This window comes from Streptomyces diastatochromogenes (assembly GCF_002242805.1).
Lineage (GTDB): Bacteria > Actinomycetota > Actinomycetes > Streptomycetales > Streptomycetaceae > Streptomyces > Streptomyces diastatochromogenes.
The window spans coordinates 1-15,524 of the sequence record NZ_MCGQ01000008.1; the positions used below are offsets into that span (position 1 = coordinate 1).

The window sequence follows — 15,524 nt, forward strand, 5'->3', positions numbered from 1 at the left end:
AGGAAGATGTGCTGCGAGACCGTGCGGCCCAGGTCGCTGCCGTCCCCGAAACCGTGCCGGGAGCGCACGAACTCCAGCGCCGCGACCCCCTTGAGGGTGTGGCCGCCCTTGGACAGCTTCAGATGCGAGTAGGTGTCGTACACATCGTCGCTCACGCACACGGAGACACCGCCGACCGCGTCCGACATCTTCACCACACCGGAGAAGTCCAGCTTCACGAAGTGGTCGATGGGGATGCCGGTGAGCTGGTGGACGGTGGCCACCTGGCACGCCGGGCCGTACTGCAGCGCGCTGTTGATCTGCCCGTAGTACCCGGACGTGGACTGGCCGCTCGTGCTGTCCTTGCAGGCCGGGACCCGGGTCATGGTGTCCCGCGGGATGCTCATCACGGTCGCGTTGGAGCGGTCGGCGGATATGTGCACCACCATCTGCACATCCGCGTTGCTGCCCGTCTGCACACCGGTCTTCGAACAGCCACCGCCCAGCTTGCAGTCCGCCTTGCTGGTCCGGCCGTCCGAACCCATCACCAGAATGTTGATCGGCGTCCGGCCGAACGCGTCCGCCTTCTCCGAACCGCCCTTGCCGTCCAGCGACACACTCTGGATGTTGCCGTTCAGATGCTGGTAGAACCACCAACCCGCACCGGCCGTCACCACGACGAGGACGGACAGGCATATCGCGAGGATCTTCAGTACCCGCTTGCCGCGCCCCGCGGGACGGGCCCGGCGCCGCGAACGTGAGCCGCCGTGCGAACGGGTGCCGCCGCGTGAGCGGGAGGCGGCGGCTCTGGCCGCGGCCCGGCCGCCCGGGCGCGGTCCGTCGGGCCCGCCCGTGCGTTGTCCGGGCACCCGGGCGGTGCGACCGCGTGTGGCCTGGCCACCCCGGCCGTCCCACGGCTCGCTCATCTACCCACTCCCATGGACGGTCGGATCCATCACCTCGGTTGCGTGATTGCGCAATCTAACAAAGCCGTGGCCCGAGCAGCACAGATCCACACAGAATTCACAGGTGAGGCGTCTGCTGGGACGTCCACCTGCGTGCGGCGCGGGAGCCGGCCGCCAGGAGACCGGCCGCGTACACGGCCAGGACGGCGATGAGCAGGGCGTAGTACAGGACCGGCAGGCCGGTCAGGCCGAGCACCGGGCCGAGGGGTGACGGCGGAAGCGCCAGGCCGATGACGGCCAGGGCGAGCGCGGCCCAGGTCACGGGGCCCGGCCTGCGGCCCTGTGCGCCGCGGCGGCCGGCCCGGAGCAGCAGCATGACCAGGGCCTGGGTGAGGAGGTTCTCGGTGAACCAGCCGGAGTGGAAAACCGCCTCGTCGTCCCCGGTGCCCGGCCCGTGCAGGGCGAGCGCGAGGACGGCGAAGGTGGCGAGGTCGGCGACCGCGTTGAGCACGCCGAAGCCGGTGATGAAGCGCAGCAGGTCGGGTGGGCGCAGCTCCGTCGGCCGGCGCAGCACCGAGGGGTGCGGGCGGTCGTGGGCGAAGGTGAGCTGGGCGGCGTCGAAGCACAGGTTCTGGGTGAGGACCTGGGCCGGGAGCATCGGCAGGAAGGGCAGGAGCAGGCCGGCGGAGAGCATCGCGATCACGTTGCCGAGGTTCGAGGAGAGCGTGATCCGCAGGTAGGTGGCGATGTTGCCGCCCGCGTGCCGGCCCGCGGCGATGGCGTGGTCGAGCGCGGTGAGGTCCTTCTCGGCGAGGACGACGTCGGCCCCCTCGCGCGTCACGTCGGCGGCGTCGCGCGGGGCGATGCCGACGTCGGCGGCGCGCAGCGCGGGGAGGTCGTTGACGCCGTCGCCGAGGAAGCCGACCGTGTGTCCGGCGGTGCGCAGTGCCTGGGTGATCCGGGCCTTGTGGTCCGGGGTGCAGCGGGCGAAGACGGTCGTACGGCGGGCGAGGGCGGGGAGGTCGGCGTCGGTGAGGGCGTCGATGCGGTCGGCGGTGAGAACGGCGTCCCCGGTGACGGGGATGCCGAGGTCGCGGCAGGCGCGGGCGGCGGTGCCGGGGTGGTCGCCGGTGAGGATCTTCACGGTGACACCGCGGTCGGTGAGGTTCCTCAGCGTGTCGGCGGCGGTGGGCGCGAGCGCGTCGCGCAGGGTGATCAGGCCGCAGAAGGTGAGGCCGCGTTCGTCGGCCGGGGTGTAGGCGCGGGTGCGCGCCGGGCGTTCGGCGGTGGCGACCGCCAGGACGCGCAGACCGTCGTCGGCCTGTGCGGCCGCGCGTGCGGTCAGGCTCCCGCGCTCCTCGTCCGTCAGCGCGCAGCGCTCCAGAACGGCCTGGACGTCTCCCTTCACGACCAGGGTGTGCCGGCCGAGGCGGCCCGGGGTGCGGACGACGGCGGTGGCGAGCCGGCGGACCGGGTCGAACGGGACCGCCGCCACGCCGTCGTACGCCATCAGGTCGTCCTCGTCGGCCGCCTCCAGGAGCGCCTCGTCCAGGGCGTCGGGTTCCGGCAGGTCGGCGAGGTGCAGGGTCCACCAGGCGTTGACGGCGGCCCAGCGCAGCACCTCGGGGTCGTCCCGGCCGTCGGGGCCGAGGGCGCGGTCCGTCACCGGCCGGTCCTGGGTGAGGGTGCCGGTCTTGTCCAGGCACAGCACGTCGACGGCGCCGAGGTCGTGCAGCGCGGTCAGCCGTCTGACGATCACCCCGTGGGTCCGGGCGAGCAGCGCGGCGCCGCGGGCCAGGCAGGTGGTGACGAGGACCGGCAGCATCTCGGGGGTGAGCCCGACGGCCACCGCGACGGCGAACGGCAGCGTCTCCAGACCGCGTCCGCGCAGCGCCGCGTTGGCCATGAGGACCAACGGCGGGGCCAGCAGCATGAACCGGATGAGGATCCAGGAGATGCCGTGGACGGAGCGGTCGAAGGCGCTCGCTTCCCGCGGCTCGGCCGGACGGCTGTGGGCGGCGGCGAACCGGGTCCGCGCGCCGGTCGCGGTGACGACCGCGGTGGCGCTTCCGGAGACGACGCTGCTGCCCTGGAAGCAGTACTGCCGCTGTGCGAAGACCCCCCGGTCGGCGGGGTGCGGGGTGTCCGAGGCGGACTTGGCGACGGGCGCCGACTCCCCGGTCAGCGCGGACTGGTGCACCGTCAGGCCGTGGGCCCGCAGCAGTCGTACGTCCGCCGGGACCAGGTCGCCCGGACCCAGCCGGATCACGTCCCCCGGGACCAGCTCGTCCAGCGGGAGTTCGCGGCTCGTGGGCGCCGCGTCCGCGTCGGCGCGGCGCACCACCGTGGCGGTGGTGGCGACCAGGTGGCGCAGGGCGGCCGTGGACCGGTCGGCCCGGTGCTCCCCGGTCGCCCGCAGCACGCAGCTCACCACGACCAGGAGGAGGATCACCGAGGCGGTCCCCCAGGCGAAGACGGCCGCGGACACCAGTCCCAGGCACAGCAGGACCGCGGTGAACGGGTCCCGCAGGCTGCGGACGAACAGCCGCGGCCAGGAGGCCTCCCGCCGGGCCGGAAGCACGTTGTCACCGAACCGGGCCAGCCGTTCCTGCGCTTCCGTCTCCGTCAGACCCCGGGGACCGGCGTCCAGCTCGCGCAGCACTTCGAGCACGGTCGGCGCGGAGCGCCCGGGACGGGACGGCGCGGCGGCGGCCCGGGCGTCGCCGAACGCCGCCGGGGCACCGGCGTCCGGCGCCTCGGCGTCCGGGCCCGGGGGCGCTGTGCTCTCAGCCACCGATCCCGCGCAGCCGGTGTACCGGTGCGGAGGCCTGCTGCGACCGCGCCGTCAGCTGCCCGACCATCACCCGGACCAGCGTGACGACGTCGGGGTCGTCGATGTAGTAGACCTGCCGTCTGCCTTCGCGCCGGGAGCGTACGAGCCCGGCGAGCTTCAGTTTGGCCAGGTGCTGGCTGACCGCGGGCAGCGCACCGCCCACCCGGTCGGCGAGGTGCGTCACGTCGCACTCACCCTGCGACAGGGCCCACATCAGGTGGAGCCGGGCCGACGAGGCGAGCAGCCCGAACGCGGCGGCCGCGGCCGCCAGCACCTCGGCGGGCGGGTCCTCGAAGCCACCGGCGCTCTCCGTCACAGTCCTCTCCCGTCCCGCCCACAGCCGACGCACATACGCCCGCCCATCGTAAGGGCGGGTACCCGGGCGGCCTGCTAACGTGCGGCCCGCCCTCCTCGTTGCCCCATGAGCAGTTCCTCCAGGCGACCGAGCAGGAAGGGCACGACCCCCCGTTCCAGCAGGGCGAGTTCCCACGCCTCCCGCGCTCGTGTCACGTCCGGAACGTCGTCGGCCGGGACGTCGCCCGCACCGGCCCGGTCACGCTTCGCCGCCACCCACCGCAAGGCGGCCCTCGCGGCGGACCAGCCGGGCACGACGCGGGCCACCGGCTCACGGTTCGCGCCCTCCACCGCGGACCGGGCCCGGAGGTACTCCTGGTACTCGACGGCCGCCGCCGCGGTGATGGCGGCACGCGCCCGCACCGCCCGGGTGCGCAGCTGCTCCCGGTCGGCCACTCCCTTGGCACGGACGAGGGCGTCCAGGACCTGCTGGGAGTTCAGCGCATGGTCGAGCGCACGCTCGAAGACAACGGCGGTCTCCGGCACCGACGGTCCGGCACGCGACATGTGTCCCCCCGTGAACTGCGGTTGAGGACTGGCGAGTCTAATAGTTCCCGGATTGCGCAACCATTAAAGACTCACCGGGACCCAGGGCGCGCCGGCCCGCCCTTGTGTCATGTTCCGGATACACCCGCTCGACCATTCGTTTACGTTCGCTTTGCGAATGCCTGGTGGTCTGGCCTGCGTTGGTCCCCGCTTCCGCCCGTCGGACGCCACAAGGAGTCAATTCCATGCACAGACCCACCCGTCGTCACCTCACCGTCGCCACCGCGCTGGTCGCCGCCACCACGGCCGTCGCGGTCGCCACCTCCGCCGGCGCCTTCGACAGCGAGAAGCAGGCGAAGGACGCGATCAAGGGCGGCAAGGCGAAGAACGTCATCCTGCTCATCGGCGACGGCATGGGCGACTCGGAGATCACGCTGGCCCGTGACTACACGGTCGGCGCCAACGGCCGTCTGAACATGGACAAGTTCCCGCTCACCGGCGCCTACACCACGTACGCCGTGCACGCGGACGGCACGCCGGACTACGTCACCGACTCCGCCGCGAGCGGCACCGGCTGGGCCACCGGCGTCAAGACGGTCAACGGGCGCATCTCCAAGACCCCCGGCACCGACAAGGCCGTCCCCACCCTGCTGGAGCTGGCGAAGAAGACCGGCTACGCCACCGGCAACGTCACGACCGCCGAACTCACCGACGCCACCCCGGCGGTGCTCGACTCCCACGTCACCGACCGCTCCTGCCAGGGCCCGGCCGACATGGCCAAGTGCCCCACCGACACCCTCGCGGCCGGCGGCCCCGGCTCGATCGCCGAGCAGTCCGTCAACCACAAGGTCGACGTCCTCCTCGGCGGCGGCAAGCAGCGCTTCGACCAGAAGGTCACCGACGGCCGGTACAAGGGCCTCACCGTGACCGAGCAGGCGCAGAAGCTCGGCTACCAGGTCGTCACCGACAAGGCGGGCCTGAAGACCGTGAAGCCCGGCAAGCCGGTCCTGGGCCTGTTCGCCACGGGCAACGTGCCGGTCGAGTGGACCGGCAAGGCGGCCGCGGTCGGCGGCACCGACCCGCAGCGCTGCGTGACCTCCAACGCGAACCGCCCGGCCACCACCCCGAGCCTCGCCGACTCCGCCACGAAGGCCATCCAGCTGCTGGAGGCCAAGCAGAAGGCCAAGCACTCGAACCAGGGCTTCTTCCTGCAGATCGAGGGCGCCTCGATCGACAAGCAGGACCACGCGGCCGACCCGTGCGGCCAGATCGGTGAGACCGCCGCCTTCGACCGGGCGGTCAAGGTCGCCCGCGCCTACGCGGCCAAGCACCCCGACACCCTGGTCGTCACCACAGCCGACCACGGCCACACCAGCCAGATCGTCCCGCTGGAGGCCACCCCGCCCGGCCTGTCCTCCACCCTCGTCACCAACGAGGGCCAGCAGCTGAAGGTCAACTACTCGACCAACACCCCGGGCCAGTCCCAGGAGCACACCGGCACCCAGGTCCGCATCGCCGCCCAGGGCCCGCAGGCGTACCGCGTCCTCGGCGTCACCAACCAGACCGACCTGTTCACCACGATCCGCGAGGCCCTGCGCCTGCGCTGAACCCGCGACCGATGGGCTGAGCGGGGTCGTACCCGCTCAGCCCATCGGCAGGATCAGACGGAAGTGAGCCCCCTTCAGGACGGGGTGGCCGTGGGAGCGGGCGGCCAGAAGGACGTCGCCGTCGACCGCCTCGGCGATGCGCCGGACGCGGTGGAGGCCGTCTCCGCGGCCTTCTCCCTTGGTCGAGCGGCCCGCGCGGAAGACCAGGTCCTCCCGGCCCTGCGGGTAGGTGGCGCCGATTCCCGGGCCGCTGTCCCGGACGTCCACGACCCACTCGCCGCCGGACGGCTCGACCTGGATCGCGACGCGTCCGGTGTCCGAACCGGCCAGCGCCTCGCCCGCGTTCGCCAGCAGCTCGTACAGCAGCACCTGCGCGGCCCGGGTGCCGATCCGGGCCACGGCCGCGGCCGGGGCGCCGATCTCCACCTGCGGGCCGGGGAACGCCTGCTGCCACATGCCGGCCATCTCCCGCAGCAGCGGGACCAGGTCCGTGGTGCCCTCGACGCGCTGCCCGTCCACCGTGTTCTCGGCGGTCCGCGCCGCCAGCTCGGCCAGCCGGGTGTCCAGGTCGGCGGCGGGAGCGGAGTCGGCGAGGGCCGCCATGTAGTCGTCGTATCCGGGGCTGAGGCCGTGCCGCCGGGCCTCCCACTGGCGTACGGCGTGACCGTCGTCCTCGGGCGCCGCGTCCTCCGGGCGGGCCTCCCAGTCCCGCAGGGCCGCCTCCAGCCGCTGCTGCGCCTGGTCGCCGAGGACGGCCAGGACACCGCAGCGGCGGAACCGGACGCGGTCGGCGGAGGCCTCCTTCGCCGACCGGAGCCGGACGAGCCCGGCCATGGCGGCCTTGACCGCCTCGGCGTCGGGGATCACGTCGGCCGCGTACTGCGCCTCCGTCAGGAGTTCCTCCGCCGTGACCTCCTCACCGGGCGGCGCCGCCGCGAGCGCGGCCCAGAATGCGATCCGCGCCACGAGGGACGGGCCGAGCGGCCTGAGCACCGCGTCCTCGACGGCCGCCGTGAACGGCCGGTCCTGACGCCACTGGGACAGCCACTGCGTGCCGCCCCCGGCCCGGCCCTGCCGCTCGGCCAGGGCCTGGAGGAAGAGGTGGAGCAGCGCCGGGTCCCAGCCGGTCGCATAGGCGAGCGCGTCGGCGACGGTGATGCCGCCCAGGCCGGTCAGGTCGAGCATCCAGCGCAGGGTCAGCCACCGCGAGGACTCGTCAGGCCCCAGCAGCTCGTCGAGTTCGTCCGGCGTACGGCCCGCGAACGCGGCCAGCGGCCACTGGGGGCCCAGCACCCGCAGCAGTGCCGTGGAGCGTCCCGTGCGCAGGGTGGCCAGCTGCAGCAACGCCCGCAGACCGAGCACCGCGTACCCGCCGCGGCCGGCCGGTGCCCGAAGGGCCGGGCCCACGGCCACGAACGGGGCGACCTTCTCCATCCCTTCCGGCTCCCGGGTCTCGGGCCCGCCGATGAACAGGTCCAGGTTGTCCAGGGGCCGGAACCGCGCGATCTCCGGATCGGCGAACGCCCGCGACACGGTGGTGAGATAGCCGCCCGTGACCTCGTCGGGCCTGATGTCCTCGGCGTCGTCGCGGTTCAGGAAGGAGTTGAGCGCCGTGGCGAAGCGCTGGGCCGTGTCGAAGCCGCCGTCGGCCAGGGAGGCGTACGCCTCCAGCAGCTGCCGGGCCGAGTCGTCGGCCGGTGTCCAGCGGACGAAGCGCGCCTGCCGCTGCTGCTGAACGGGGTCGAGGTGCCACTCCAGGAGCTGTTCCGGGGACACCTCCGGCATCCAGGCCGGCAGCGCTGGCACCCGCTCCGGGCCGGAGCTGCGCGTACCGTCGTCGATCTGCCGGGCCGCGGCCCGCAGCAGCCCCGCCTCGATCAGCGCGCGGCTCGACTCCGCCCCCGCGGGGTCGGTCGTGCCCTCGGCCTCTCGTTCCGCCAGCCGGTCCCGGAGCGCCTGCTGCCCGGCCCGCAGCCTTTCACCGAAGTCGGCTTCGGCCTGCTCCAGCAGCGGCAGTGTCTCCGGCCAGGAGACGGCGCACCGCCGCTCCAGCTCCGCCAGGTCCAGGTCGGGCAGGGGCAGGTCCGCCTCCAGGGCCCGCTTCTGCAGGGCCGCCCGACGGGAGCGGAGTTCGTCCAGCAGCTCCTGCCGGCGGGCCGTGATGGCCTGCAGGCGGCGGGAGAGGTGGGCCTGGTCCGGCAGCGGGCCGTGCTCCAGCAGGTACTCGGCGGCCTCCACCTCCCCCTCCCGCAGCAGGCTCTCGAAGACCGACTGCTCGTCCTCGTCCTCGGCGATGCCGCGCAGCACGGCATCGGTGAGGGAGGCGTCGTCCAGCCGCTCCGGTCTGCGCAGCTCCACCGCCAGCCGGCCGAAGCGGAAGCGCCCCGGCCACCGGCCCAGCAGTTCGATCACGGGGTCGTCGGTCATGCGTGCACCCTTGCCCAGTTGGCCACCGGCTTCAGGCGCTCCAGCAGCGCCAGCGGGGGGTGGCGGTACGGCGGTTGAAGGACGTCGGCCTCGCTGAACAGCCCGTCCCAGGCCTGGGCCGTGAGCGCGGCGAAGCTCCGGAAGGAGGCGAGGACCGGTTCACCGGCGTCGGCCCGGCGCACGGCGCCGGCGGACAGCCGGCGCGCCTCCAGGACCAGCTCCTCTATCCGGTTGAGGTGCGACATCTGCTTGCGCCACTGGATGGGCTCCTCCCCGGCGTCGGCGACCAGCCGGTCGACGTGCCGCCGGACGTCGGAGGGCAGCTCGGAGCCCAGCCCGGGGCGGAGCGCGAGGTCCGTGGTCGCCGCCTCGATGCGGGTGAGGACGCCGTCCGCGGCGAACATCCCGTCGTGCCAGGCCTGTCCCGCGCCGAAGTTGAAGCGCCCGCGGCGCCGCCGAATCTCGTCGATCCTGCGGGCCAGCACGGCCCAGCGCTCCTCCGCCTCGGCGGCCGTCAGGGTCGTGGCCAGCTCCGCGGTGAAGGCGTCCAGCGGCAGGCCACGCCCCTCGGGCAGGCCCAGTTCACGTGCGGCGGCGGCCAGTTCACGCCATCGGGGCGACAGCGTCTCGCCGTGCAGGTCGACGACCTGGCCGCCGGAGGGGCCGCCCCACAGCAGGGTCTCGGCGAGCCCGCCGACGGCCGCGACGGCCCGGTCGCCCTCGTCCTCGATCTCCAGGGCGGTGTGCTCCAGCGTCATGCCGACCGGGCCGAACTCCAGCGGCAGCGCCGCCGTGCACACGGCCGCCGCCAGCCGCTCGCCGCTGTCGGGCAGCAGCCGCCCGACCAGCGCGGCCTCGAAGTAGGCGTGCCGGCTCCAGGCGTCCGCTACCAGCCAGCGGCACCAGCGCCTGCGGTGCGCGGACGGCACCCGGTCGCCCAGGCGCAGCAGCGTGGCGGCGGCGCGCCGCAGATCGGTGGCGGAGACCTTGCGCTCCTGCCAGACCTCCAGGACCCGCCAGGGGTCGTCGAGGTCGCGCAGGATCTCCGTGAGCGCCTCGCCGTACCCGCCCTCGGCATCCGCCTGACGCGCCGTCACCAGCGCGCCGTACGCGGCGGTCGCGCCGTCCGTGACCGGCGGGGCGGGGGGCGCGGACTCCTGGTCCCGCGGTGCGGGGTACGGGTCCTGCTCGACGCCCAGCCGGGAGAGCAGGTCGGTCACGAACCGGGAGCCGTGCACCCGTACCCCGAGCTGGCTGGCGCTGCCCGTGCCCTCGACCCGGGCGGTGCTGCGCCCCAGCGGGGCGAAGCTGCCGAGCTGGAGGGTGTCGTCGCGGGCCACCAGCCGGACGCCGGAGCGCCGTCGGTGCACGGTGATGCCCCGGGTTCCCTCGACGACCTTGGTGAACGGCTTGACGGCGTCGGCGTCGCGACCCGGGGAGGGCTGCACCAGGTGAACCGCGACACCCCGGTCGGCGCACTCCCGCAGGGCGCCGGCGACCCGTTCGGTGGCGGCGCGGGCGCTGATCCGGTCGTCGGCGAGGACGAGCCTGTCGGTGGCGCCGTGCAGCGCCTGCCACAGGTAGTCCTGGTGGGCGCCGTCCTCCACCAGTTCCACGCTCGGCGCCTCGTCCGTGGCCTGCCGCACGGCGTCGGCGAGCGCGGCCCGGTGCTCGTGCCAGCTCGCCGCCCAGATCCGCATCATCTCGGGGGTGGCGTCGGTGGGCCCCTCCGGCAGCGGCGTCTCGGCGATCTCGGCGCCGACGGGCTCGACGTCGTCGGCCGCGGGGAACTCGTCCTGGTGGGTGAGGACCTGCAGCCGCTCCTGGCCGGCGAACCCGGTCCGGCGGACCCACAGCAGCAGCTCCGCGACGCACGCGGGCAGCTCGGGACCGTACTTCGACGGTTCGATCAGCAGTCCCGTCAGCTGGCCGCCGGAGCCGCTCACCAGGTCGAGCGGGCCGTGGGCGCTGACGTAGGCGCGCACGTTGTCCTGGATCACGACACAGGCCGCGGTGCGCACGCTCGCGTCGGACAGCAGCACCCGCCCCGGGTACCTGGCGGCCAGCTCGCTGAGCGCGGTGCGCACCTCCGGGGCGATCGAGTCGCCGATCGTGCGTCCCCAGGAGAAGACGAGCCGGACCCTGCGCTTGAGCGCGTCCTGCAGGTCGGGCAGCAGGTCCTTCAGGGTGGAGTAGCGGATCGACGGGGAGACGATGACGACCTGCTTGCTCGCCTTGGCCAGCAGGTGCTTCAGCGCCCACTCGTGGCCCTGGGCGTTCTCGATCGGCTCCACGTGCGCGCGGGCCTGGAGCAGTCCCCTGAGCCGCTGCTGGATCTGGCGTCCGACGTCCTCCAGCTTCTGCTGGTGCTGCCCGGCGTGGACGGCCTCGACCTTCGGCAGCTTCTCGACCTGGGCGGCCAGCCGGGTCAGCAGCTGCGGGACGCCCTCGGGTTCGAGCAGGACCCGGCTCGCCCGCCCGCGCAGTGCCTGCACCAGACCGCTGTCCGGCTGTTCGTCGCCGAGCCGGGCGAAGTACTCCTGGAAGCGGGCCTCGGCACGGGCGCTCCAGAACCGCTTGCCCGGGTCGGCGACGGACACGGTCAGCCGCCCGCTGTCGTCGTCGGCCCGGACCTGGACCCCGACGGTGTACCAGCGGATCTCCTGCGGCGGCTGCAGCAGCGGGTTGCCGAAGCTGACGTTGAGGATGCGGCGCCGGAAGCCGGCCCCGCCGCCGTACCGGGTGGCCGCGCGGACCGCGGCCAGCAGGTCGCGCTGCGGCAGGTCCGAGGCCTTCAGCCCGTGGTCCACGGGGGCGCGCAGGGCCTGCGGCGGCGCCTTGGCCGTGCCCTCCCGCTCCGCGTAGAAGCTGCCGGTGATCGGTTCGAAGAGGTACGACCGGCTCTCCTGCACCCCGTTCTCGTCGGCGGTCCCGGAGCCCGTGCCGATGCTGTCGCGGCCGCCGTCGCTCAGCGCGAGGTCGCCGCTCTGCAGGTCGATGGTGACCAGCCCGCGGGCCCACAGCGAGGTCACCACGTCGAGCACGACCCGGTAGGGCAGGACGAACAGGTCGGCCAGGTCCTGCACCTTGGTCAGCCCGGTGCCGATCGCCTTGGTGACGAGGGTCTCCAGGGTGGTCTCGCCGTCCTCCGGGCCGACCTGCATCTTGAGGGTCAGCATGCGGCACGGCAGCGCCAGTTGGACCAGTTCGTTCATCGCTGCTGCCCCACTTCGTCGGCCGAGACGACGGTGCCGTAGTGCCGCAGCACCTTGGTGACCGTCGCCCAGTGCTCACCGCCGTACGTGGCGAAGTGCTGCAGGTCGCCGACGACGACGAGCAGCCGCTTGGCCCGTGACATCAGCACGTTGATCAGCTCGCGCCGGCCCACATGGCCCACGTTCCGCTCGATGCGGCCGCTCGGGTCGGCCGTGCTGCGCACCAGGGACACGATGACCCGGTCGGCCTCCCGGCCCTGGAAGGAGTGCACGGTGTACTCGCGGCCGCGCAGCGAGTCCCGGCCGCCCAGCAGGTCCAACTGGGCCTTGTAGGGCGTGAGTACGGCGAGGCTGCCGTCGTCGTCGAGGCGGTCGGGAGGCGCGGAGGACGGCTGCATCCACTGGGCGATCCGGTCCACCAGGTCCACCTCCCCCGGGTTGCGCCAGCGGGGTTCGTCACCGAATCCCTCGCAGCCGCTGGTGTCGACCCAGACGAGCGAGCGGCCGCGCAGGAAGCGTGGGGCGGTCAGGTCGTGCGGCTTGTACCGCTCGGTCTCCAGGAAGCTGACGGGCATCCCGTTCTCCTCGCGCGGCGGGACCCGGGGGTAGAAGGCCCGGCTGACCGGCTCGGCGATGGTCTTGTCCATGCGGAACTGCTTCTCGATCCGGCCCACGGCCGAGTCCATCTGCTGGTAGTCGCGCTCGGTCTTGTCCGCGAAGATCTGCTGGAACAGCCGAAGCGCCTTGAGATGGTCGTCCTTCTGCTCGTACTCCAGGGCCACCAGTGGGTCCCGGTGGCCGCGCAGCGAGTCGAGGAAGGCCTCCAGCTCCTCCTCGCGGTGCGGCCCGAGCTGCAGGTGGTCGCCGATGAGGGTCCAGCGCACCCCGAGGACCAGCGGGACGATGACCTCGGTCGACCACGCCTTGGCGGCCTCCTCCACGATCACCCAGTCGAACAGGTCCCTCGGGTCCCAGCGGCCGTCGTTGATGGTCGCGGCGATGGAGCAGGTGGCGAGGACCACGCTGGCCCCGCTGCGGATCCGCTCGCTGAGTTCGAGCTGGTTGGAGGTGATGTGCTTGAGCCACTGCTCGGCCAGCTCCCGGCGGGCCTCCTCCAGCGGGGGCAGGTTCGGCAGGTCGATCCACCAGCGCGCGCCCAGCTCGACGAGGTCGCGGGGGTAGGGGGCGTCGGCGTAGGGCGGGTGCTCGTAGGACTTACGGGCGAGCCTGGCCCTGAGCAGCTTGGTCGAGGCGTCCTGCACCGATCGGGTCAGGTGGGTGAGCGTGTGGGAACGCACCAGCTCGTCCCGTACCTCGTCCTCCCGGTCCGTGGGGGTCTCGCGCAGGATGAGGGTGCGCGGGCCCTGCTGCTGGATGAGCTTGCGGGCCAGGCCGTCCAGGGTGTGGTTGGACTGCGAGGTGACCAGGATCCGGGCCCCCTGCTCCACGGCCAGATTGCGGCGTACGGCGGCGGCGGTGAGGGTCGACTTGCCGGAGCCGGGCGGTCCCTGCAGGGCGAAGAGCGGGTGGGTGCCGAGCATCCGCTCGATGAGCTTGCGCGTGGTGGGGCCGAAGTCGACCTCGCCCTCCTTGGGATGGGGGTCGATCCAGCGGCCGCGCCCCAGGTCGAACGAGAACGGCGCGCGCAGCGACTCGATGAGCAGCGGCTGCGCCCGCAGCAGGGCCAGTCCGCGTTCCTGCCGGTCGAGCTGGGGGCCGCTGCCGCCGTCGTCGACGTGCCGGATCCAGCCCGTCCTGGGGATGGTGCCCGCGCCCTGCACGGTGACCCTGATCGTCTGCGGGTCGACGTACTCCCGGAAGACCGCGGTGACCCCCGAGCCGCCGAAGTACGGCTCGCGGGTGGAGCTGCGGCGCACCACGTTCAGCAGGGTGGCCTTGCCCTCGCGTTCGCCGTCGAGGCCGGTGAAGAAGTCCCCGAACCGCGGCCGACGCCGCTCGTCGAGCGCGTAGGCGGCCAGCATCGGGTTGGCGTGCCGGCGTTCGGCGTCCGCGTCCTCGTCGAACTCGATGGTCACCGTGCCCTGCTGGTGGGCGGTCTCGACCACGCGGAACGGGTAGGACCGGGCCTGGAGCACCACGCGCTGGTAGTTGAGGAGGAACTGCAGGGAGCGCAGGTACATCTCGTTGAGCGTGTCGCTGCCCGCGTGCCCGCGCACCTCCTCCTGCAGGTCCGCCCAGGAGCGCCTGCCCTCGACGACCTTGGACATGTCCTGTCCGGGCCGGAAGGGGATCAGCTGGAGCGGGCTCTCGATCCTGCGCCTGCGCTTGGCCGTCACCAGTTCCATGGTGATGTCCTTGTCGCGCAGGTACTTGATGACCAGGACCTGTTCGAAGTGCTTGCGGGTGTTCGTCATGGGGACGGGGTCGTACAGGACGGCGCAGAACCAGACCGCGCGCTGCCCGATCAGCACCCACTGCGCTTCCTTGAGCCGGTCCTCCGGTCCGGTGGCGTAGCCCAGGGCCCCGCGCTCGGAGTGGACCAGCTCGGCGTCCTCCAGTTCCCGCTCCAGGAAGAACTGCAGTTCGTCCCGGCCGGCCGGAGTGGCCGGGGAGCGCCGGATCCACTGCCGTTCCTCGTAGAGCATCTGCACGCTCTCGTCCGGCATGAAGGCGACCAGCCGGGGCGTCTTCTCGTCCGGCCCGGCCCAGTGGGCCTGGATCTGCTGCCAGTTCTCGTCGAGGTGTTTCGCCGCGGTGTACGCGGTCCAGCGGCTGTCCGGGTGGGGCTCCATCATGCGGCGCAGCACGTGGGCCAGGGCCTCGGGCAGCTTGGCGGTGGCGAGGTGGGACACCATGGCCCGCTGCAGCCTGGCCAGCGCGTCCTTGCGGTCCGCCGCGCCGGCCTGTCTCACCTCCGCGTACGGCTCGGGCAGGACGTCGGGGATGCGGCCGCAGAACCATTCCCAGGCCGTGGCCGCGAGCCCGTAGACGTCGGTGCTCACCCAGTCCCGCCGCACGCTGGTGTGCTCGTCGAACAGGTAGGAGTGCAACTCGGGCGCGAGGAAGGCGAGATGGCGCTCGGCCTGGATGCCGGAGGGTGCCGTGTAGAACTGGCGGACCTCGGCCACCGTGTCGGGGCTGCTGCCCGCGCCCACGGTCCGGATGACGTTCCCCATCAGGGTGCTCATCTCGAACCGCGACAGGACGATCTCGACCCGGTCCGGGTCCCAGACGTCGATCACATGGGTGTTGAGCGAGGCCGCGGTGAGGTTGCGGTGGATGATGCCCGCCGAGTGCAGCTCGTTGAGGGCGTCCAGCAGCTTGCTGAAGTGCTCCAGCGCCCTGCGGGGGGCGCGCCTGGCCCAGGCGACGGTGTGGTCGATGTTGATCGGTTTGCCGCGTTCCCGGGTGAGGGTGAAGGCGATGTCCTCGTTCGGGACGAACTTGCCCATGGCGATCTGCGGCAGGGCGGGATGGTTCAGCGCTCCGACCCGGAGCAGGTTGCGGGCGGTGTGCTCCCATAACTCCCCGGCCAGGCCGGTGATCTGGAGAAAGACGGTGAGCTGGTAGGCGTCGTGCCCGTGGGTCTCCGTCCGGCGGTTCAGGGTCGCCCGCACCAGGCGTTCCGGGACGACGATCTCCGGGTCCCCGACCAGCGTGTAGCCCCCGAACTGGGCCTCGTCACGGCAGAAGAGCCGGTCTATGAGTTCCTTGCACTCTGCGACGTTCTTCAATGCGCCCGTCCCCCTCGACGTAC

The 15,524-nt window shown here is 72.9% G+C and carries 8 protein-coding genes; 1 reads left to right on the forward strand and 7 read right to left on the reverse strand.

Annotation, left to right across the window (positions count from 1 at the left end; all coding sequences use genetic code 11):
• The 4 genes from BEK98_RS08340 to BEK98_RS08355 all read right to left on the reverse strand — a co-directional run.
• On the reverse strand, window positions 1-905 hold a 905-nt coding region (locus BEK98_RS08340), incomplete at its 3' end, for an LCP family protein (protein ID WP_208643051.1).
• Between the two features lie 97 nt (window positions 906-1,002).
• Entirely contained in the window at window positions 1,003-3,678 is a 2,676-nt protein-coding gene (gene mgtA / locus BEK98_RS08345) for a magnesium-translocating P-type ATPase (RefSeq protein ID WP_094215769.1), read from the reverse strand.
• A complete protein-coding gene (locus BEK98_RS08350; protein ID WP_094215770.1) occupies window positions 3,671-4,033 on the reverse strand; it encodes an ArsR/SmtB family transcription factor in 363 nt (120 codons plus the stop codon). Before BEK98_RS08350 ends, mgtA begins: the two co-directional genes overlap by 8 nt.
• Window positions 4,034-4,107: 74 nt before the next feature.
• Window positions 4,108-4,578, reverse strand: coding sequence for a hypothetical protein (locus BEK98_RS08355; RefSeq protein ID WP_143684086.1), 471 nt, complete (start codon window positions 4,576-4,578; stop codon window positions 4,108-4,110).
• Between the two features lie 224 nt (window positions 4,579-4,802).
• Between BEK98_RS08355 and BEK98_RS08360 the strand changes: the two genes are divergently transcribed.
• Window positions 4,803-6,164 (forward strand): alkaline phosphatase, encoded by a 1,362-nt coding sequence (locus BEK98_RS08360; RefSeq protein ID WP_094215772.1) that lies wholly within the window; start codon window positions 4,803-4,805, stop codon window positions 6,162-6,164.
• Window positions 6,165-6,200: 36 nt separating this feature from the next.
• On the opposite strand, the gene BEK98_RS08365 is transcribed toward BEK98_RS08360, so the two are convergent.
• The 3 genes from BEK98_RS08365 to BEK98_RS08375 are packed head-to-tail and all read right to left on the reverse strand — an operon-like array spanning window position 6,201 to window position 15,501.
• On the reverse strand, window positions 6,201-8,591 hold the full coding sequence (locus BEK98_RS08365; protein ID WP_094215773.1) for an ATP-binding protein: 2,391 nt from the start codon (window positions 8,589-8,591) through the stop codon (window positions 6,201-6,203).
• Window positions 8,588-11,806 (reverse strand): phospholipase D-like domain-containing protein, encoded by a 3,219-nt coding sequence (locus BEK98_RS08370; RefSeq protein ID WP_094215774.1) that lies wholly within the window; start codon window positions 11,804-11,806, stop codon window positions 8,588-8,590. The genes BEK98_RS08365 and BEK98_RS08370 overlap by 4 nt, the downstream gene beginning before the upstream one ends.
• Entirely contained in the window at window positions 11,803-15,501 is a 3,699-nt protein-coding gene (locus BEK98_RS08375) for an AAA domain-containing protein (RefSeq protein WP_167444108.1), read from the reverse strand. Before BEK98_RS08375 ends, BEK98_RS08370 begins: the two co-directional genes overlap by 4 nt.
• Window positions 15,502-15,524: the final 23 nt, after the last annotated feature.

Coding starts and splice junctions, on each gene's coding strand:
- BEK98_RS08355 (WP_143684086.1), bottom strand. CDS start 4,578: ATGTCGCGTGCCGGACCGTCGGTGCCGGAGACCGCCGTTGTCTTCGAG.
- BEK98_RS08360 (WP_094215772.1), top strand. CDS start 4,803: ATGCACAGACCCACCCGTCGTCACCTCACCGTCGCCACCGCGCTGGTC.
- BEK98_RS08365 (WP_094215773.1), bottom strand. CDS start 8,591: ATGACCGACGACCCCGTGATCGAACTGCTGGGCCGGTGGCCGGGGCGC.
- BEK98_RS08370 (WP_094215774.1), bottom strand. CDS start 11,806: ATGAACGAACTGGTCCAACTGGCGCTGCCGTGCCGCATGCTGACCCTC.